Source organism: Seinonella peptonophila (assembly GCF_900129355.1).
GTDB classification, from domain to species: domain Bacteria; phylum Bacillota; class Bacilli; order Thermoactinomycetales; family Thermoactinomycetaceae; genus Seinonella; species Seinonella peptonophila.
Genome location: NZ_FQVL01000001.1, coordinates 631660 through 649365, shown reverse-complemented (window position 1 = coordinate 649365; position 17706 = coordinate 631660). Strand labels below are relative to the sequence as shown.

The 17706-nt window shown below is 38.4% G+C and carries 21 protein-coding genes; 18 read left to right on the top strand and 3 right to left on the bottom strand.

What is annotated here, in order from left to right; all coding sequences use genetic code 11:
• The first annotated feature begins 168 nt into the window (after nt 1-168).
• The 3 genes from BUB71_RS03190 (at nt 169) to BUB71_RS03180 (ending at nt 3676) form a co-directional block, all read left to right on the top strand.
• On the top strand, nt 169-1494 hold the full coding sequence (locus BUB71_RS03190) for a bifunctional folylpolyglutamate synthase/dihydrofolate synthase (protein WP_084730987.1): 1326 nt from the start codon (nt 169-171) through the stop codon (nt 1492-1494).
• Between the two features lie 35 nt (nt 1495-1529).
• Complete coding sequence (murC, locus tag BUB71_RS03185) at nt 1530-2918, top strand: UDP-N-acetylmuramate--L-alanine ligase (protein WP_073151746.1); 1389 nt, start codon at nt 1530-1532, stop codon at nt 2916-2918.
• 122 nt (nt 2919-3040) lie between these two features.
• The gene (locus BUB71_RS03180) at nt 3041-3676 is read left to right on the top strand and encodes an SCO family protein (protein WP_073151743.1); all 636 of its coding nucleotides are present in this window, start codon (nt 3041-3043) and stop codon (nt 3674-3676) included.
• On the opposite strand, the gene BUB71_RS03175 is transcribed toward BUB71_RS03180, so the two are convergent.
• Together BUB71_RS03175 and BUB71_RS03170 are read right to left on the bottom strand one after the other, a co-directional pair.
• Entirely contained in the window at nt 3665-4891 is a 1227-nt protein-coding gene (locus tag BUB71_RS03175) for an ABC transporter permease (RefSeq protein WP_073151740.1), read from the bottom strand. The two genes, BUB71_RS03180 and BUB71_RS03175, sit on opposite strands and share 12 nt — an antisense overlap.
• Nucleotides 4891-5616 carry an ABC transporter ATP-binding protein gene (locus tag BUB71_RS03170; RefSeq protein WP_175552266.1) on the bottom strand — a complete coding sequence of 242 codons (726 nt, stop codon included), beginning with the start codon at nt 5614-5616 and terminating at the stop codon, nt 4891-4893. The genes BUB71_RS03175 and BUB71_RS03170 overlap by 1 nt, the downstream gene beginning before the upstream one ends.
• Nucleotides 5617-5805: 189 nt before the next feature.
• Here BUB71_RS03170 and BUB71_RS03165 point away from each other — a divergent pair, with 189 nt between their 5' ends.
• The 15 genes from BUB71_RS03165 (at nt 5806) to obgE (ending at nt 16863) form a co-directional block, all read left to right on the top strand.
• Nucleotides 5806-6441, top strand: a complete 636-nt coding sequence (locus tag BUB71_RS03165; RefSeq protein ID WP_073151734.1) for a prepilin peptidase — start codon at nt 5806-5808, stop codon at nt 6439-6441.
• Nucleotides 6442-6453: 12 nt separating this feature from the next.
• Complete coding sequence (locus BUB71_RS03160; protein WP_073151731.1) at nt 6454-7398, top strand: SPOR domain-containing protein; 945 nt, start codon at nt 6454-6456, stop codon at nt 7396-7398.
• Nucleotides 7399-7417: 19 nt separating this feature from the next.
• Entirely contained in the window at nt 7418-8011 is a 594-nt protein-coding gene (locus BUB71_RS03155) for a Maf family protein (RefSeq protein WP_073151728.1), read from the top strand.
• A 49-nt stretch (nt 8012-8060) separates the two neighbouring features.
• Nucleotides 8061-8759, top strand: a complete 699-nt coding sequence (gene radC / locus BUB71_RS03150) for a RadC family protein (RefSeq protein ID WP_073151725.1) — start codon at nt 8061-8063, stop codon at nt 8757-8759.
• A gap of 112 nt (nt 8760-8871) precedes the next feature.
• Nucleotides 8872-9552 carry a septum site-determining protein MinC gene (locus BUB71_RS03145; RefSeq protein WP_073151722.1) on the top strand — a complete coding sequence of 227 codons (681 nt, stop codon included), beginning with the start codon at nt 8872-8874 and terminating at the stop codon, nt 9550-9552.
• A gap of 70 nt (nt 9553-9622) precedes the next feature.
• Nucleotides 9623-10414: a septum site-determining protein MinD gene (gene minD, locus BUB71_RS03140; RefSeq protein ID WP_073151719.1), complete on the top strand. Its 792-nt coding sequence runs from the start codon at nt 9623-9625 to the stop codon at nt 10412-10414.
• 123 nt (nt 10415-10537) lie between these two features.
• Nucleotides 10538-11146: a DUF4004 family protein gene (locus tag BUB71_RS03135; protein WP_073151716.1), complete on the top strand. Its 609-nt coding sequence runs from the start codon at nt 10538-10540 to the stop codon at nt 11144-11146.
• Between the two features lie 14 nt (nt 11147-11160).
• Nucleotides 11161-11988, top strand: a complete 828-nt coding sequence (locus tag BUB71_RS03130) for a polymer-forming cytoskeletal protein (RefSeq protein WP_073151713.1) — start codon at nt 11161-11163, stop codon at nt 11986-11988.
• A gap of 73 nt (nt 11989-12061) precedes the next feature.
• Nucleotides 12062-12832 carry a M23 family metallopeptidase gene (locus BUB71_RS03125; RefSeq protein ID WP_073151710.1) on the top strand — a complete coding sequence of 257 codons (771 nt, stop codon included), beginning with the start codon at nt 12062-12064 and terminating at the stop codon, nt 12830-12832.
• The gene (locus BUB71_RS03120) at nt 12822-13658 is read left to right on the top strand and encodes a M50 family metallopeptidase (protein WP_073151707.1); all 837 of its coding nucleotides are present in this window, start codon (nt 12822-12824) and stop codon (nt 13656-13658) included. Before BUB71_RS03125 ends, BUB71_RS03120 begins: the two co-directional genes overlap by 11 nt.
• Nucleotides 13659-13769: 111 nt before the next feature.
• Complete coding sequence (gene rplU, locus BUB71_RS03115; protein ID WP_073151704.1) at nt 13770-14084, top strand: 50S ribosomal protein L21; 315 nt, start codon at nt 13770-13772, stop codon at nt 14082-14084.
• The gene (locus BUB71_RS03110) at nt 14081-14416 is read left to right on the top strand and encodes a ribosomal-processing cysteine protease Prp (RefSeq protein ID WP_073151700.1); all 336 of its coding nucleotides are present in this window, start codon (nt 14081-14083) and stop codon (nt 14414-14416) included. Before rplU ends, BUB71_RS03110 begins: the two co-directional genes overlap by 4 nt.
• Nucleotides 14417-14422: 6 nt before the next feature.
• Nucleotides 14423-14734, top strand: a complete 312-nt coding sequence (gene rpmA / locus BUB71_RS03105; RefSeq protein ID WP_073151697.1) for a 50S ribosomal protein L27 — start codon at nt 14423-14425, stop codon at nt 14732-14734.
• Nucleotides 14735-14803: 69 nt separating this feature from the next.
• Nucleotides 14804-15541: a Spo0B domain-containing protein gene (locus BUB71_RS03100; protein ID WP_073151694.1), complete on the top strand. Its 738-nt coding sequence runs from the start codon at nt 14804-14806 to the stop codon at nt 15539-15541.
• Between the two features lie 5 nt (nt 15542-15546).
• Nucleotides 15547-16863, top strand: coding sequence for a GTPase ObgE (gene obgE / locus BUB71_RS03095; RefSeq protein ID WP_073152770.1), 1317 nt, complete (start codon nt 15547-15549; stop codon nt 16861-16863).
• A gap of 351 nt (nt 16864-17214) precedes the next feature.
• Here the strand turns inward: obgE and BUB71_RS03090 are convergent, their stop codons facing one another.
• Complete coding sequence (locus tag BUB71_RS03090; RefSeq protein WP_073151691.1) at nt 17215-17682, bottom strand: low molecular weight protein-tyrosine-phosphatase; 468 nt, start codon at nt 17680-17682, stop codon at nt 17215-17217.
• Nucleotides 17683-17706 lie beyond the last annotated feature (24 nt).

Genomic DNA, 17706 nt, shown 5'->3' with positions numbered 1-17706 from the left:
AGTATCTTGATTTAAAGACCTTCACTACGGTGAAGGTTTTTTTATTAAAAATACTAATTGTCTATTTATGTCGATCTCTGCTATTCTTTGATTGACGGAAAAATGATCCTATGAAAAAATGAGGTGCAGGATTTTGTTGGAGAAGTAGTGGGAAAGGAAGGAACTAGATTGAAAGAGGATCGCCCTTTTTTTTATTCGGCGAATGAGTTATTTCAACAATTACGACCAGAACATGAAATGAAATTGGGTTTAGAGCGTGTTGAATGGTTGTTAGAGCGGATCGGAAATCCGCAGCGAAGGTTAAGGATCATTCATATCGCTGGGACAAACGGGAAAGGTTCAACATCGATGATGATATCGTCGGTGTTGCGTGAAGCGAATTATTCGGTAGGAGTGTTTTTATCTCCTCCAATCTTAGCTTGGAATGAACGAATTCAAGTAGATGGTAAATTTATTTCCGAAGCATCTTTTTTAAGATGGGTAAATAAGCTCTGGCCTTTTATTGAGGAAATGAAGGAAAAGGGAATTGAATCGCCTAGTTTTTATGAACTTTGGACAGTTGTTGCACTATGCTATTTTGCAAAAGAAGCGGTTCCAGATTATGTGGTTTTAGAAACAGGTCTTGGAGGACGATTTGATGCTACAAATGTTGTTTTTCCTTTGATTTCAGTGATTACACAAATTGGACTTGATCATCGTGAGCAACTGGGTGATACTGTGGAGCAGATCGCGTTTGAGAAAGCTGGGATCATTAAAGCAGGAGTTCCAGTTGTTTGTGGTTTTTCATCTGATCAGGCGCAAGCTGTAATCCAACAGATAGCAAAAGAGAGAAATGCTCCCTATTATCAAGGAAATCAACATTTTCATGTGAGTAAACTGATAGAAAATGAAGAGCGTCAAGAGTTTAAAGTTGAAACGTTATTTCGTACATATTCTCGGCTTGCTATTCAACTTCGTGGACAGCATCAAATTGAGAATGCCGGAGTGGCATTGATGGCACTCGAAATCTTGCAACAGCGATATGCTGTAATGCTGGCTGAAGAACAAATTGAAATGGGTATGCTACAAGCCTTTATACCAGGTCGTTTGGAGCAGATTGGAAGGCGACCTTTTCTCTTATTGGATGGAGCTCATAACGAAGATAGTATGCGAAAGTCTTTAGAAACCATTACACGTTTGTATACATATCGAAAGTGTATTGTTGTTACCGCTATGATGCGAGATAAAGATGTGGAGTCTATGTTATCAATGTTGGGAGAGGTCACAGACTTTTTGATCACTACAACAGTAGATAGGCAACCGCGGAGCGTTCCGGCTGATCAACTAGCGGAGCAGGCTTTATTAACATCTCCTTCCATCACAATTGAAGCAAACTCCTCTGTAGAAAAGGCTTTGAAACAGGCGAAAAACATTGCCACTGAAGATGATTTAATACTTGTGATTGGATCATTGTATCTGGTTGCAGAGGCTCGTTTGCTTCTGGTACATCAGTGATCTGAATACATCTAAGAAAAAGGTTGGTGATTGATATGAACGAAAAAGAACATGTTCATTTCATTGGCATCGGCGGTTATGGTATGAGTGCGATTGCACGTGTTTTACTTGATCAAGGTTGCTATGTAACCGGTTCTGATGTTGAAAAAAATAAACTGGTTGAAAATTTAATTCAGCGCGGAGCAAAGGTAACAATTGGACATCAGGCGTCCAATATCGATGGAGCAGATATTGTCGTTTATTCGACTAGTATTGCTGAAAATAATGTTGAACGTGTTGCTGCGGAGAAGAGCAATATTGAAACACTGCACCGTTCACAGATGTTGGCAAGACTATTCAATGATAAAAGGGGAATTGCAGTAGCTGGGGCACATGGGAAAACAACAACTTCTTCCATGATTGCACAGACATTGGAAATTTGCGGTGTAGATCCCACTTATGTTATTGGTGGTGAAGTAGTTGGTTTAAAAGGGAACGCAAAGGCGGGCAAAAGCGAATATGTTGTTGCTGAAGCAGATGAAAGTGATGGTAGTTTTCTCAATTACTATCCAATGATGGCTGTGATCACCAATATTGAAGCTGACCATTTAGAAAATTATGATGGCGATTTTAAAAAGCTATTGCGAGCATATCGTTCTTTTGTTAGTCAGGTACATTCGGAAGGGATCGCTGTACTTTGTTGGGATGACTCCTATGTTCGAGAGCTTCATGATCATGTAGGAGGCCGAGCTATTACATATGGTGTAGATCAACAAGCCGATTATACAGCTGTCAATTTGCGTAAACAAGAACGGAAAATTACATTTACTGTGAAGAAAGGTGAAATAGCTCTAGGAGACGTGACTTTAGGGATTCCTGGTAAGCATAATGTTTCAAATGCTTTGGCTGTGATTATTGTTTGTTTAGAAATGGGTTTATCTTTTGAAGAAATCGCAAGTGCACTTTCGCAGTTTCAAGGAGCGAAAAGAAGGTTTCAAGTGATTGGAGAACACGATGAGGTCTTGGTAGTGGATGATTATGCCCATCATCCAACGGAGATTCAAGCTACACTCGAAGCTGCAAAAGCACTAAATCGGCGTCTGATCATTGTTTTTCAACCGCAGCGCTATTCACGAACGCATCTTTTAATGGATGAATTTAGTCGCGCCTTTACTCAAGCGGACAAGTTAGTGATTAACACGATTTATGCTCCTCCTGGTGAGCAACCGATTGAAGGAGTAAACAGCGAACGATTGACAGAGTTAATCCGTAAAAATAGCAATGAAGAAGCAGTGTTTATTGATCAAAAAGAAGATGTACTAAATTATTTACTAACAGAGATAAAAGCGGGAGATTTGGTTATCACAATGGGTGCAGGTGATATCTGGCGAGTTTCGTATCAGTTAGTCGAAAGATTAAAGCAGCATACCATCACACGTTCGTGAGTCTGTTTATTTTAATATGAAAAAGCCAACGGTTTCGTTGCAAATTTGTGACGTAAGCGCTGGCTTTTTCTTTATGTGCTATGCTAAAAATGACGAGGAGAGAAGTGGAAAGGAGACTTTTTATGAATTTAGTTAGATTGAGTATTATGATTTTGTTTTCGATCAGTCTACTGCTTACAGCATGTTCTTCGCAGGAGCAAAAAGAGTCATTAACATCGAATGAGAAACAGCAAACAAATGATGTATCCGATATGAATTGGCACGTACCTTCTTTTCAGGCAGTGGATCAAAACGGTCAGTCATTTGGATTGCCTCAAATGAAAGGCAAGGTATGGCTAGCTGATTTTATCTTTACTCGCTGCCCTAATATTTGTCCACCCATGACTGCAAACATGAGCCGAGTTCAAAAAGAGCTAAAGAATCAAAAATTAGATGTTTCCATTGTTTCATTTAGTGCGGACCCGGTTTATGATCAGCCTGAGATACTAAAAAAGTTTGCTACAAAATATTCTGCTGACTTGAGTAACTGGTCTTTTTTAACAGGATATTCACTAACAGATGTACAGAAGATAGTCCAGACTGCTTTTAAAGGAACCATCACTCAACAACCTGGACCATCAAAAGAGATGCCTTTATTAGTCAATCATCCTTCACAATTTTATTTAATAGATGGGCAAGGGAAAGTTCGTAAATTTTATGATGGGCTTCGTCCAAATCCAAAACAAATTGCGCAAGATATTCAAGAGTTAACCCAATAATGTAGGGTTAGCTTTTTTAAATTTAAAAGGTAAATAAAGATAGACATATAAAACGATAGAAATTCCACCAATCAATAATAGCGTGCAGATACTTAATAAAGGTATGTTTGAGAAATATGCGACGAATGATAAGAAAAACATTTGTACAAACAGTAAATTTCTGATTAGCCTCGACCATTGTAATGTATTTTGCTGTGGATATAGTGAAATCCAGATTGGATAACGATTTGGATTTGCAATATCTAATAGTTGAATCGCTTCTAAAATCATACTTAGTGCAATGGCAAAAAACTGGAAGAAAACAGAAGGTATAAAGATGATCAGACATGCGAAAAAGAAGTTAATACGTAAATACATTGGAAATAAATCCCTATCACGGATAAAAGAGCGGGTATACAGGTAAAGAAATGCGTCTTGATGTCTCTCTGTCTTTTGAATGATCCACATGAGCCATTTACGAGCATATATTGTGCGTTCGGCATGAAATGGAAGATCAACAAACCAATTAACCCAATTTAAAAACCGGACCCGGGTATTCGATTCAATTTGGATCATTTTTTCCCAAGGATAAATACGGGACGCATTTCGTTGAGACTGAAAGAGAAGAACAAGCATAATGATGATGCTGATCAATGCTCCACTCCAGTAATGCTGTAAAAACGTATAGAGAGCAAAAAAAATGATGAAGACTCGTAATAGATCCCATAGTTTTTGTTGAAAGGGAGTAAAGAGTTGTTTAGAACGTAGAACATTCCATTTTAGAAGTAAATTCATGATTTGCAGAGCGATCATCCAACACAATGTAAGTAGATAATCGAGTGAAGAGCCCATATGTAAACGGAAAACAGGATAAGCAACCGAAAACAAAAATAACATTCGAATCAGGTCAACACTGCCTGTGTAGATTAAGCTTTGTTTAAAATAACTTTGCATGCGATGTTCCAAGGGTAATAGAAATATGAGATCTGCCTTTTGAAGCCAAGTCCGAATATTTGTAAAAGTGATTATGGGAGCATAAACAATAGCTAGCATTAGGGCTAATGGAAAATCAGCGGGATACCAAGTTAAAAATTGTTGATAGCCCATATAGAAAAATATGACGATCATTCCGATTAAAATTGGAAATCCACTCCCTCTACTGATCGAGACGAGGATATGTATCGCTTGTCGCCAACTATGCTTCATTCGCTTTTGAAACAATTGTTCCGTTGTCATCAGTCGTTCACCACTTTATAAAAACATTCTTCTAATGATATAGATGGTTGGTTTAATTGTAGTTGGATATCTTGTAGAGTACCTGCTAATTTGATTCGTCCCTGATCTAAAATTAAAAAGCGGTCACAGTACTTTTCAGCCATACTTAAAATATGGGTTGAAAGGAGGATGCCCATTCCTTTTTGTTTCATCTCTAGGAGTAGTTGAAGAATAGCTTGGATGGCGAGAGGATCAAGACCAACAAACGGTTCATCAATCACCATATACTTTGCCTCAACTAAGAAGGCACATAAGATCATAATTTTTTGTTGCATCCCTTTTGAAAATGTATTTGGGAACCATTTTTTTGCGCGCTGCATACGGAACAGTTCTAATAAGTCGTTAGCACGTGATAGAAAAGTTTCCGTAGGGATTTGATAGGCTAAAGCAGTTAATTCAAGATGCTCCCAAAGAGTAAGCTCTTCATAAAATTGTGGAACCTCTGGGATATATGCTATTTTTGATCGATATGATTTGGTATCTTCTTTCAATGAATTTCCATCTAATTTGATCGTTCCAGTATGCGGAGACATAAGTCCCAATATGTGTTTAATCGTTGTACTTTTACCAGCTCCGTTTAGACCGATTAACCCAACTATTTCGGCGTTTGTAACTGAAAAAGTTAATTGGTGGATGACTGCATGTGATAGAGAGTATCCACCTGTTACTTTTTCAACTTGTAGCATAATGAGATGCCTCCTAAATTAAATTTTATAATCTATACAATATCGGTTTTTGATTATTACGCACAGCCTAGATTTGGACGAAATATTACAAAAAAACACTATGGAAAAAATATGTAAAATATGGTAATATCGAACACATGAGCGATTCTTTATTTTACAAAATACGATCAAGATTAGGTGAGACGGCTTGTGTCTATCATTTCTTTCATTTTAGCTCAAATGATCTATGCATTGACTCCATGGTTGACAAAATGGATTCTACAAAAAAGGTATCAGATATTGATTCCGCGGATTGATTCACTATATTTTTGTTTGTTTTCAGTTGCCATTGGTTTCATGACAGCTTCTAAGGTACAGCAAATGTTATTAGAACAACAATTTTTGTTTGTTGGCTTGCTAGCTGTACTGTTGATCGCTACTTGTGCTGATCAATGGACAGGGCTTATTCCGGATTTATGTATTTATATTGGACTTATCATCTACATCATCAGCAAATTTATTTTTCTTACTAACATCTCTTTTGATGAGTTCATTCGTTTTTTTGCGATCACCTCTCTGTTGTCGTTTCTTATTAGTTGGACAAGATGTATGGGCTGGGGAGATGTTAAACTGCTGGCCATAAGTTCATTATTTATTGATGGATATATATTTATACTCGCTTTATGGCTTGCTTCAATGAGCACTTTCATTATGATTTTGATTGAATGGATCAGAAGTAAATCTGTCGATTGGAAAGCCAAAATTCCCTTTGCTCCTCACCTTTCAATGGGTATCATCTGTAGTTACATATACGGATATCAGTGGCTATCATCACTTTTGTATTAGAAGGTAGAAAGGATGAGTAAATTGCCAGATCCAAAAATAAACATTCAAACAAAAAATGGAAAACAGCAAAAGAAGAAATTAGCAAGTTTACCTAAGTCATCTGTAACAAATAAATTGGTACAACATCAAACAATGAAGAACCCAGGAAATGATTATGAGGAAGCGTTATATTGGCGTAGTCCTTCAGTAGAATCGACCATCACTCCTAATAGAAGTACTTTTAGAGAGTTATGGCGTCGTGCGTTACCTTTTCTGGTCTCTATTTTAGGTGCGATCTTGGTGGGATTGGTATTAGGCTTTTCAGTCCTCTCTATATTTTCCGATAAATTCAAATATTCAGATCGAACGATTGATTCTCACTTGTATCTTCCTCCGAAAAAAGAGCAGAGTATCATAAAAAACCAATCTTCATCCCATGAGTTATCGACTATTTATCTACTACAGGCGGGTCATTATCGCAATCAGCAAGGAGCTATACAAAAAGCTAGGAAGTTACATATAAAGGGATTATCTGCTGTGATTTCCTCAAGGACACCTTATCGGGTCTATGTCAGCGTAACAAATAATGAACAAAAGGCAAGAGAATATGTTAAGCTCTTTCAAAGCAAAGGGATTCAAGTTTATCCAGTTAACTGGCATTTGGCTAATGAGAAACCTTCTGTTCCCCCATCTGTTCAAATTTCTCTTCGAAAAAGCAATCAAATTTGGAATCAATTGGTGAATTTGCAAACAAATCAATCATTCTCGGATAAAAAATCACTCAAAAATTCGTTCTTTGATTTAGAAAGTTCGATTCAGGATCAAACTCGTTCATTAACGATGATTCAAAAAGAGCCCCTAGTTGAGATGCTCGAGTCTTTGCGTGATGTTTTGTTTAAGGATGGTTCAGTCGCTCAGATGCAGGAAGAGCTGATCAGATATATAATTGCTTATAAACAGTTTCTTAGTACAACATAGATAAACGGAGGTTCGTAAAATGGAATTAGTTTTAGCATCTGGCTCTCCCAGAAGGCGTGAACTACTCTCCCAGTTAGGTCTTCATTTTACACCAGTTAATTATCAAGTGGATGAAACGATTACAAATTGTTCTTTAACTCCTGAAAAGATTGTTCAAGAATTATCAATACGTAAGGCCAAAGCTGCACAACAAGATTTTACAGATGCCTTGATAATCGGGGCAGATACAATAGTATTTGACGGAATATCAATCTTAGGCAAACCTAAGGATCAACATGAAGCGATTCAAATGTTAACTCAGCTACAGGGGAAAGAGCACCAAGTCTACACAGGCATTACATTGATAGAGCTGGTTGATGGGGTTGTGAAAGAGTGTAAAAGCGGAGTGCGTATGACACGAGTTTGGATGAGAACTTTATTGAAAAGTGAGATAGAAGAATATGTTTTGACAGGGGAACCAATGGATAAGGCTGGTTCATATGGCATTCAAGGGATTGGAGCGACATTAATTGATCGAATTGATGGATGCTATTTTAATGTAGTAGGCCTTTCGTTAGTGTTATTACAGGATCTATTTCGTCAAATTGACAAGTCTATGAATCAATTTCGCTGAAAAAATGCTATGAGTCTAAAATGAATATTGTAAGAAAGGAGAATCAGGGTTGCTATTAAAATCACTCCCATTAGAAGATCGACCACGTGAACGAATGATTGAGAATGGTCCTAAATCTTTGTCTAATGGAGAATTGATAGCACTATTGTTACGTACAGGTAGTGCTGGGGAATCGGTAATGGAGCTGGCTCAGAAGATTTTAGTGGAAGTCGGTGGTATACAAAGCTTGGCGCAGATTTCTTTTCATGAGTTATTAGCAATTCATGGGGTAGGACCTGCAAAGGCTGTTCAACTATTAGCGGGGCTTGAATTGGGGAAGCGAGTTAGGCAAGTGACAAGTACGGATGGACAATTTATTCATCAACCTATTGACGCTGTAGACATGATTAGAAACGAATTGCGGTTCTATCAACAAGAACACTTTATCTGTATGTTTCTGAATACGAAAAATAGGGTAATAGATAAGAAATGTATTTTTATTGGTAGTCTTAATCTTTCTGTTGTTCATCCACGTGAGATTTTTCGTGAGGCTGTAAAATGTAGTGCAGCCAGAATTATTTGTATACATAATCACCCAAGTGGTGATCCAAGTCCAAGTACAGAAGATATAGAAATTACATTTCGATTGGTGGAGAGTGGAAAAATGATTGGGATCGAGGTAGTGGATCATATAGTGATCGGTGATCTTAATTATTTTAGTATGAAGGAAAATGGTTTGATTCCTGATGAAAGATTCATACACCAGTGAAAGAGAAGATGATGAAAGGTTTTCATCAGGTTCTCTTTTTTTTCGGATCTTGATAGAGAAGGAAAAAGAAGGAAGATATCGAAATGTAAAAAGTGAGACGGGGTGACGTTGGATGGGGAAAGTGTTGAAACCAGGCGTAACCATAAAAGGGACAAAAGAAGGACTCCTCTTTTTTCTTGATGACTCGCGCCCCTTTACAGCTATTATGAATGAGCTGAAATATAAATTAGAACATAATAATGCTGCTCATATTTGGGATGGACCAGAGATGAAGGTACAGATCAAACTAGGTAAACGACAGATTACCAAGCAAGAAGAGTTAGAACTCCGTAATTTGTTTGCGATTCGAAAGAACTTACAGATTCAGGGGTTTGAATCAGAAGCTGGCTCATATCTGTTAGAACCCGAGCATGGTATTCAAATGCTTGTTGGTACTGTTCGCTCTGGTCAGGTTTTACAACATGTTGGAGATTTACTTTTTGCTGGCGATGTAAATCCAGGCGGTATTATCCAATCAACAGGAAGTATTTTTGTGTTAGGTGCTTTACGGGGACTTGCACATGCGGGAGTGAAAGGAGATCATACGGCAATTATTGCTGCATCTATTTTACGCCCTACTCAACTGCGTATTGCGGAAATTATATCTCGTCCTCCAGACCATTGGGAAGAGAAAGAAGTTGAAATGCAGTTTGCTTATGTTCATGGAGAGCAAATATCTGTAGAAAAAATGCATCTACTAAGCCAAATACGACCCGAAAAAGAATGGAAAGAGCCTTATCATCGTGGGATTTGAATGGGTAAGCATGAAGGGAGGGAGTAATTGCGAGATGTTGCCGAAATTTCTAGCAACCTCGTAATCGATTATGGGAGAGAGTATCGTGATCACTTCAGGAAAGGGTGGAGTGGGAAAGTCGACAACGTCGGTTAACATCGGTACCGCCCTCTCTCTGTCAAATAAAAAGGTATGCCTCATCGATACCGATATTGGATTAAGGAATCTTGATGTGCTACTTGGTTTAGAAAATCGTATTATCTACGATATTATCGATGTAGTAGAAAAGAAATGTCGAATCCGTCAAGCTCTTATCAAGGATAAACGTTGTGAGGAATTATATTTACTACCTGCTGCACAAATAAAAGATAAGACAGCGCTCAATGCGAATCAACTGCGTTGGCTAGTAGCTGAGTTAAAAGAAGAATTTGATTTTGTCATTATTGATTGTCCTGCTGGCATAGAAACAGGATTTCAACATGCGATAGCTGGAGCTGATAGAGCAATTATAGTGACAACTCCCGAATGCACAGCAGTACGTGACGCAGATCGTGTTATCGGGCTTTTGGAAAAAGAGAGCATAGCACAACCTAAATTGGTCGTCAATCGTCTACGTACGCAGATGGTCCGCGATGGTGGAATGATGGACATAGATGAAGTGGTTGCTATGCTAGCAATAGACTTATTAGGCGTCGTACCTGATGACGAACAGGTGATACGAGGTGGAAACCTTGGAGAACCTGTTGCCCATTCTAATAGTTTAGCAGGAAAGGCTTACAGAAATATCGCTAAACGAATTCAAGGTGAAATGGTTCCCTTAATGATTTTACAAAAGAAATCGAATATGTTTTTTCGAATGAAAAAATGGCTAGGGTTTGCATAGTGTTTTAAAAGGGCACCGTTTTCTGCGGTGTCTTCTATTTTATTTGAAAAAAAGCATAAATTGTATGGAATCGGCTTGATAGCGAAACAATGTTATGTTACGATGCTTGTAAAGGAGGGATGTATGGTGTCTCGTTTGATTTCAAAGAAAGAATTGCTCAAATTGACCGGGATTTCATATGGACAACTCTATCGTTGGAAACGGAAAAAAATGATCCCTGAGGAATGGTTTATAAAAAAGTCTAGTTATACTGGTCAAGAGACATATTTTCCTGAAGATAAAGTGTTACTAAGGATTCAAAAGATCAAGGAATTAAAAGATCAATTATCTCTAGATGACATTGCCAAAATGTTTACAAAAAGAAATGATGTCATCTTAAAGATCACGGAGATTGAAGAGCAGGAATTATTACGAAGAGAGAGCATTGAACTTTATCATTCTCTTTATCCTAATGAAGAAACCCTCACGATCCCTGCTTTGCTTAGCTTGCGTATTTTCGAGGACTTGATGCAGTCAGGTCAAGTTACATGGGACGAGGGTAAACAAATGGTTGCTTTAGTGAAAGAAAGCGTTACGGTTGGTGATCACCAATATTTAATTTTACTAAGGAAGTTTGGAGTAGGTATTTGGTTCATCACATCAGCAGAAGAAAAAATTTTAATTGATCCTGAGGCACGAAAAATTGTAGAGATTGACCTTCAAGAGATGGTTGACAAAATAAGAGCTGAATAGAAAGGGTGTTATGGATGGAAGAGAAGGGATTCATTCACGATGACTCTACAAACTTAAATGTTGGCGATGCTTCTCAAGTTCACATTAATGGATCAGGACAAATCACTGGTGATGTACGGGGTAAAAGTATTCAAATTAATGGCACGGGTAAAATTACCGGCTCTGTTGAAAGCGAGACATTTCATATTAGTGGAACAAGCAAGGTACTAGGATCAGTTCGCACAAATTCGCTCGTTTGTCATGGATATTCAACAATCAATGGAGGATTAGTTGGTGAAGAAGTAAAAGTGACAGGTGTGATTCAGGTAGGAAAATCATCAAAGATCAAGCAACTCTCGCTTCATGGACATGCAAAATTTGAGGAAGATCTAGAGGCTCACACTTTATATGCGCCTGGCATTTTAAGTGTACAAGGCAATTTTCGAGGTCATCAACTTCAATCATTTGGTAGTTTACAGGTGCAAAAGGATTGTGAGGTTGAAGAGTTCAAATCAAGAGGTGTTTTAAAAATAAATGGTCTTCTAAATGCAGAAACGATTGAAATAATGCCATATACAAATAGTAAAATTCAAGAAATTGGTGGGCAAAACATTAAGATTCAATACCCCAATGATTATCTATTTCAAACTATGATAAAGAAGTTTTTTGATTGGTCAGGCATTTTAGAGGTTGATGTGATTGAAGGTGAAGAAATATATCTGGAATGCACAAAAGCGAAAATTGTAAGAGGCAATCGAATTACAATCGGACGTAATTGCCAAATCGAATCAGTAGAATATAAAGATTCGCTTGAAATCCTTGAAAATGCACATGTAGATAATCAACAAAAAATGAACGATTAGTGCTTCATAAGCATAACTTAACTTTTTTCACATACCTTGTACCAGAGTGGACAAAGGTAGGGAGGAAGAGGTTATGCAACCTTGGGAAAACAATATTAAAAAAAGAAGAGCAGAGCAACTCCAGCTAATTCAGCAAGGATTTTCAAATGGAATTCCGCCCGCTTCATATCCTGCTCCTTGGCAGGAAATTCGATCTAGCGAGGTAAAATGGGATGGACAAGCGAAACATCCATCATATAAGAAGAGAAGTTTCCAGCAAAAATTACTGATTCAAACAGTTATATCGATTCTGCTCTTTGCATTTACCTATACAATTTATCAATCTAATTCGATCAAGGCACATCAAGTTCAGTACTGGATAAATACAGCGGTCAATCAGGATTTTCAATTTTCGGCACTTTCCCAATGGTATCGTGAAAAATGGGGAAATCAAGTTGCCTTTTTACCTGTTTTTTCACCGAAGAAGTCAACCACCACAAAACGAACAGAATTCATGACGATGCCTGTTCGTGGTGAGGTTGTAATGCCTTTTGATCCAAAACGGAAAGGGATTCTATTAAAGACTCAAAAAAATGCTGTTGTAACCGCACCGGCTGCTGGTTGGGTTGTTTTTGCAGGACTGAAAAAAGGATTAGGTCAAACAGTTGTAATTCAACATTCTGATGGTAGACAAACTTGGTTTGGCTTTCTAAAAGAATTACATGTAAAGAAAAAACAATGGATTCGATCAAGTGATCTATTAGGGAAAGTAATGAATCAAGATCGGGGGTCGTTTGTCTATATCGCATATCGAAAGAGTGGACGATTTATTGATCCTGTGGAAGTGATTCCTTTTGCTGTTTAGGTACCCTGTTCAGATTCATCCGTTACTGGGCTTAGTCATTGTGATTGCTGTTTGGACAGGGCAGTTTATTGAAATATTGACTTTGCTTGTTTTAGTAGTGGTTCATGAATGGGGTCATTTACTTGCAGCAGAGGCTTATGGCTGGTCAATAAGAGGACTTGAATTACTTCCTTTTGGTGGGTTGGTTCAGCTAGATCAGTGGGGAGGGATTACAGCAAAAGAGGAATTGGTTGTATCTTTGGCGGGTCCCTTTCAACATGTATTTTTGATCATAGCTGGTCTATTTTTTTATGGAGTAGATTGGTGGAATAAGGAATGGACTCAGTTTTTTATTTGGTGTAATGTAATGATTGCATGTTTTAATTTATTGCCTATTTATCCCTTGGATGGTGGGCGAGTTATACAGGCTCTTTTAAGCTTATATTTTCCTTATCGGATTGCATTAAGGGTAACTGGTATTTTAAGTCTGTGTCTGAGTCTACTGATGATCATTTTCGCTCTGTTGTCACCAGGTGCAACGGTTCATTTAACGATGCTGTTAGTCGGTATTTTTTTATTTGTTTTAAATATCCAGTTTCTAAGACAAATACCTTTTTATCAGTTGCGTTTTCTACTTCATCGCACACAGCAGCAGCAGATAAGTCAAAAGGTCGAATGGACCAAGATAAAGAAAGGCTTACCCTATAAATATTGGTTTCACTATCTTTTTCGAGAGAGGTATCACTTTTTCCAGCTCGTTGATGAAAAGAATCAAGTTCACGAAACGATCACTGAGGATCGATTGCTTCAAAGATATTTTAAAGATCACTTACGCTTTGACAAATAGCTTTTTTTTTGGTAGAATAAGGCCTGTTCATTGTCGTTATACCGCTCAGAAAGGGATCAAAAGCAACTATGCTCCCACATCTGGCGAGTCCTAAGTAAAAGGGGGATCAATATGTACGCACTTATTGAAACAGGTGGAAAGCAATATCGTGTGGAAGAAAATCAAGTCCTGACAGTTGAGAAATTAGATGTATCCGAGGGAGATACGATTACCTTTGATAAGGTTTTACTTGTCAACAATAATGGTGAGATAAATGTAGGTACACCTCTGGTTGCAAACGCGAAAGTTACGGCTAAAATAGTAAAACATGGGCGTGGTAAAAAGATCATCGTCTTTAAATATAAGCCAAAGAAAAATTATAAGCGGAAAAAAGGGCATCGCCAACCGTTTACTCAAGTCCAGATTGAACAGATTCAATTCTCATGATTGATATTCGTGTGAGGCGCGGACATGGTGATGCAATAACCAATGTGTACATTTCAGGACATGCAGATTTTGCTGAATACGGTTCCGATATTGTCTGTTCTGCTGTTTCGGGAATTGCGATTGGCATTGTCAATGCAATTGAACATCTACTATCGATTGACATATGTCCAGCGCCCACATCAGATGGTCTACTTTCAATAGAAGTACCATCCAATCTAGATCAATCATCAAGTGAAAAATTGCAATTATTACTAGAAGCAATGATTTATTCATTACAAAACATTGCTGACGGATATACAGATTTTGTAAAGTTACAAACTGAAAAGAGGTGAATGAATATGTTAAAGATGGATCTTCAATTTTTTGCTTCTAAAAAAGGTGTTGGTTCAACAAAAAACGGACGTGATAGTCATTCAAAACGTTTAGGTGTTAAACGTGCAGATGGACAATTAGTGTCCGCTGGAAGCATTCTAGTTCGTCAACGTGGAACCAAAATTTACCCTGGACATAATGTGGGTATTGGTGGTGACGATACACTGTTTGCCAAAGCTGATGGTGTTGTCCGTTTTGAGCGTGTCGGTCGCAGCCGTAAGCAGGTCAGCATCTATCCAGTGACGGAGGCGGAAGTGGCAGCAACCGCAGAAGCTTAATCAAGATTGATGGAACCCTAGCCATTCGGTTGCTAGGGTTTTTTTTATGAATGAAGGGAGAGCGAATTTATGGATGCGGAAACAAGGAAATGGCTTTTAGCTTTTAGCCCCTCCATTTTGTTATTAATCTATGTTCTCCTACAGGTTGGGGAACGTAAAGATATTTTTTACTGTGTTTTGGCATCATTAGCATTACTTATAATTTCTATTGTTTACATGACGCGACGTGTACGTGAGCAAAATAGAGTAAGAGAGGCAAAAAAGATTAAGCATGTATTAACACGAATGCGCCATGACTGGATGAACCATGTACAGGTTTTGATGGGTTTTTTGATGCTAGAAAAGCCAGCTGAGATGAAACGTTACTTACAAAAATTAATTCATCGAGCGATGCGTGACCGTCGAATTGCCGATATTACTTATGCACCTCTCTCCACACTCGTATTATTATTAGAACATCGTTATTCCATGTGGCGTTTTTATATCTCACTTCGTGACCCCTTTCAAGTATCTGCTAAGGATCAAAAAGATTTATATTTTGTTTTACAAATCTTCTTTACTTGGCTACAGGAACAAGCGAAAAATCAACCTGAGTGGACAGATTTATATTTAGAATTTAGTAGCTCTGAGCATGGTATTGATACTGTGATTAAGCGCATAACGGAAGAAGGAAAGCTAGCTGCTTTTACTTTTATGCCTGAAGCGTGGAAGGAACTAGAACATTCTTTAGAACCTTGGGGAGTTACTTGTAAACAAGTAAGAACTTCAAAAATGTACATAGAACTCTTAAAACAGAAGAGAGGTTAATGGCAATGTTTGTTGATTTTGTCAAAATCTATGTTAAGGGTGGCGATGGAGGGAACGGAATGGTTGCTTTCCGTCGTGAGGCTCATGTTCCTCAAGGTGGTCCCGCTGGAGGAGATGGTGGTCATGGGGGCAATGTGGTATTTCAAGTGGATGAAGGGCTGCGAACATTAGTTGATTTTCGCTATCAGAAGCATTTTAAAGCAGATCGGGGAGAGAATGGTCGTTCGAAGAGTCAACATGGAGCGAATGCAAAAGACCGTATCGTGAAAGTGCCTCCAGGAACAGTAGTACGTGACGCAGAGACAGGAAATCTACTTGCTGACTTAACTTTTCATCAACAGGAAGCAGTAGTAGTTCAGGGTGGACGAGGTGGACGAGGAAATAATCGATTTGCTACGCCTGTTAACCCCGCCCCTCAAATTGCAGAAAATGGGGAGAAGGGGGAAGAGAGATGGATTGAGTTAGAGCTGAAATTATTGGCGGATGTGGGTCTAATCGGTTATCCCAGTGTTGGAAAATCAACTTTGCTTTCAGTAGTTTCAGCGGCTCGTCCAAAAATTGGTGCTTATCATTTCACTACTCTTTCACCGAATCTTGGAGTCGTAAAAGTTGATCAAGGTCGAAGCTTTGTGATGGCTGACTTGCCCGGGTTAATAGAGGGCGCTCATCAGGGAATTGGACTCGGTCATCAATTTTTAAGACACGTAGAAAGAACGAAGGTTCTGGTTCATGTGATCGACATGGCAGGTTCAGAAGGACGAGACCCATTTTCTGATTATCTGCAAATTAACGATGAATTAAGGCAGTATAAAGCACATCTTGAAGATCGACCGCAGATCATTGCAGCAAATAAAATGGACTTGCCTGAGGCAGAAGAACAATTAGCTCTTTTTAAGGAACAATGTCAGGCTGATGGAATCAAATGGCCTATCTATCCGCTTTCAGCAATTACTCACGAAGGACTGCGCCCTTTGCTATATGCAATTATGGATGAAGTGGAACGAGTCGAGCAAATGAGCCCAACACCTGATCCAATAGATGAGACCGTTTCTGATGAGCGAAAAATTTATACAGCACCACCTACTGAACCAGATTTTAAGATTACACAGGAGAATGAGGCATTTCGAGTAAGTGGTGAACAAGTAGAAAAATTAATGGAAATGACGAATTTTCAATATCATGATAGTATCATGCGGTTTGCTAAGCAGATTCGTAAGATGGGAATTGAAGATGCTTTAAGAGGTATGGGGGCCGTTGAAGGGGATACAATCCGAATTGGCGATATGGAATTTGAATTTAGTGATCATGTTGATGTTGACTAATCATATTTTAACAGAGTGAAGCTCTCATATAAAATGATGAGGGCACAGACTGATGGAAAACCTATATGTTAAAAAGACGATGTCGTACAATTGGGTAGAAGAAGGAGAAATCGTGAAGTCAATATTTCGCTGCAGAGCGACTTTCAGGCGCTACAAAGTCTCGACTATGAAGCGAAGAATAGGCGGTAGTACTGTTTGAGGCGTTAGCCGAGTTGATACCGCCCTGAGCAAGTAGTCGAGGCGCCTTGAAGACTTCTTCGCAGCCTGAAATGGAGGCGAAGCGTGAAATATTGATGGAACTTTTACTTTGTCTACAAGCTGAGCCCTCATATAAAATGATGAGGGCATTTCTTATAATTTATGCTTTTCGCGTATATAATCCAAGATATATTTGCATCCTTCATTCACTAATTGGAATGTTTCTTCGAAATCACCAGTATAATATGGATCTGGAACATATGAATAATTTGTATTGGGAATAAAGTTAACAAATGAATAAATATGATGGTCATTTCCATTGGCAAGTTGTTTAAGTGTTGCGATGTTTTCATGATCCATTGCAATCAAGTAATCGAATGAAAAAAAGTCAGTGGGTTTTATTACCCGGGAAACAATTCCTGTTGTGGGGATTTTTGCTTGATTAAGCTGTTTTCTCGTACCCTGATGAGGTGGTTTTCCAACATGCCCATCATATGTACCGGCTGAGTCAATTTGGATGTCTGCTTCGAGATTTGCTTGCCTAACTTGATATCGTAAAATAGCTTCAGCCATTGGTGAGCGGCATATATTACCAAGACATACAAAAAGTACAGAAACCATTGCTTTCTCTCCTTTGTTTGTTTC

What these genes read in the sequence shown, in the direction of transcription:
- murC (WP_073151746.1), top strand. Translation starts at nt 1,530, where the DNA reads ATGAACGAAAAAGAACATGTTCATTTCATTGGCATCGGCGGTTATGGT.
- BUB71_RS03180 (WP_073151743.1), top strand. Translation starts at nt 3,041, where the DNA reads ATGAATTTAGTTAGATTGAGTATTATGATTTTGTTTTCGATCAGTCTA.
- BUB71_RS03175 (WP_073151740.1), bottom strand. Translation starts at nt 4,891, where the DNA reads ATGACAACGGAACAATTGTTTCAAAAGCGAATGAAGCATAGTTGGCGA.
- BUB71_RS03170 (WP_175552266.1), bottom strand. Translation starts at nt 5,616, where the DNA reads ATGCTACAAGTTGAAAAAGTAACAGGTGGATACTCTCTATCACATGCA.
- BUB71_RS03160 (WP_073151731.1), top strand. Translation starts at nt 6,454, where the DNA reads ATGAGTAAATTGCCAGATCCAAAAATAAACATTCAAACAAAAAATGGA.
- BUB71_RS03155 (WP_073151728.1), top strand. Translation starts at nt 7,418, where the DNA reads ATGGAATTAGTTTTAGCATCTGGCTCTCCCAGAAGGCGTGAACTACTC.
- BUB71_RS03145 (WP_073151722.1), top strand. Translation starts at nt 8,872, where the DNA reads ATGGGGAAAGTGTTGAAACCAGGCGTAACCATAAAAGGGACAAAAGAA.
- minD (WP_073151719.1), top strand. Translation starts at nt 9,623, where the DNA reads ATGGGAGAGAGTATCGTGATCACTTCAGGAAAGGGTGGAGTGGGAAAG.
- BUB71_RS03135 (WP_073151716.1), top strand. Translation starts at nt 10,538, where the DNA reads ATGGTGTCTCGTTTGATTTCAAAGAAAGAATTGCTCAAATTGACCGGG.
- BUB71_RS03130 (WP_073151713.1), top strand. Translation starts at nt 11,161, where the DNA reads ATGGAAGAGAAGGGATTCATTCACGATGACTCTACAAACTTAAATGTT.
- BUB71_RS03125 (WP_073151710.1), top strand. Translation starts at nt 12,062, where the DNA reads ATGCAACCTTGGGAAAACAATATTAAAAAAAGAAGAGCAGAGCAACTC.
- rplU (WP_073151704.1), top strand. Translation starts at nt 13,770, where the DNA reads ATGTACGCACTTATTGAAACAGGTGGAAAGCAATATCGTGTGGAAGAA.
- BUB71_RS03110 (WP_073151700.1), top strand. Translation starts at nt 14,081, where the DNA reads ATGATTGATATTCGTGTGAGGCGCGGACATGGTGATGCAATAACCAAT.
- rpmA (WP_073151697.1), top strand. Translation starts at nt 14,423, where the DNA reads ATGTTAAAGATGGATCTTCAATTTTTTGCTTCTAAAAAAGGTGTTGGT.
- BUB71_RS03100 (WP_073151694.1), top strand. Translation starts at nt 14,804, where the DNA reads ATGGATGCGGAAACAAGGAAATGGCTTTTAGCTTTTAGCCCCTCCATT.
- obgE (WP_073152770.1), top strand. Translation starts at nt 15,547, where the DNA reads ATGTTTGTTGATTTTGTCAAAATCTATGTTAAGGGTGGCGATGGAGGG.
- BUB71_RS03090 (WP_073151691.1), bottom strand. Translation starts at nt 17,682, where the DNA reads ATGGTTTCTGTACTTTTTGTATGTCTTGGTAATATATGCCGCTCACCA.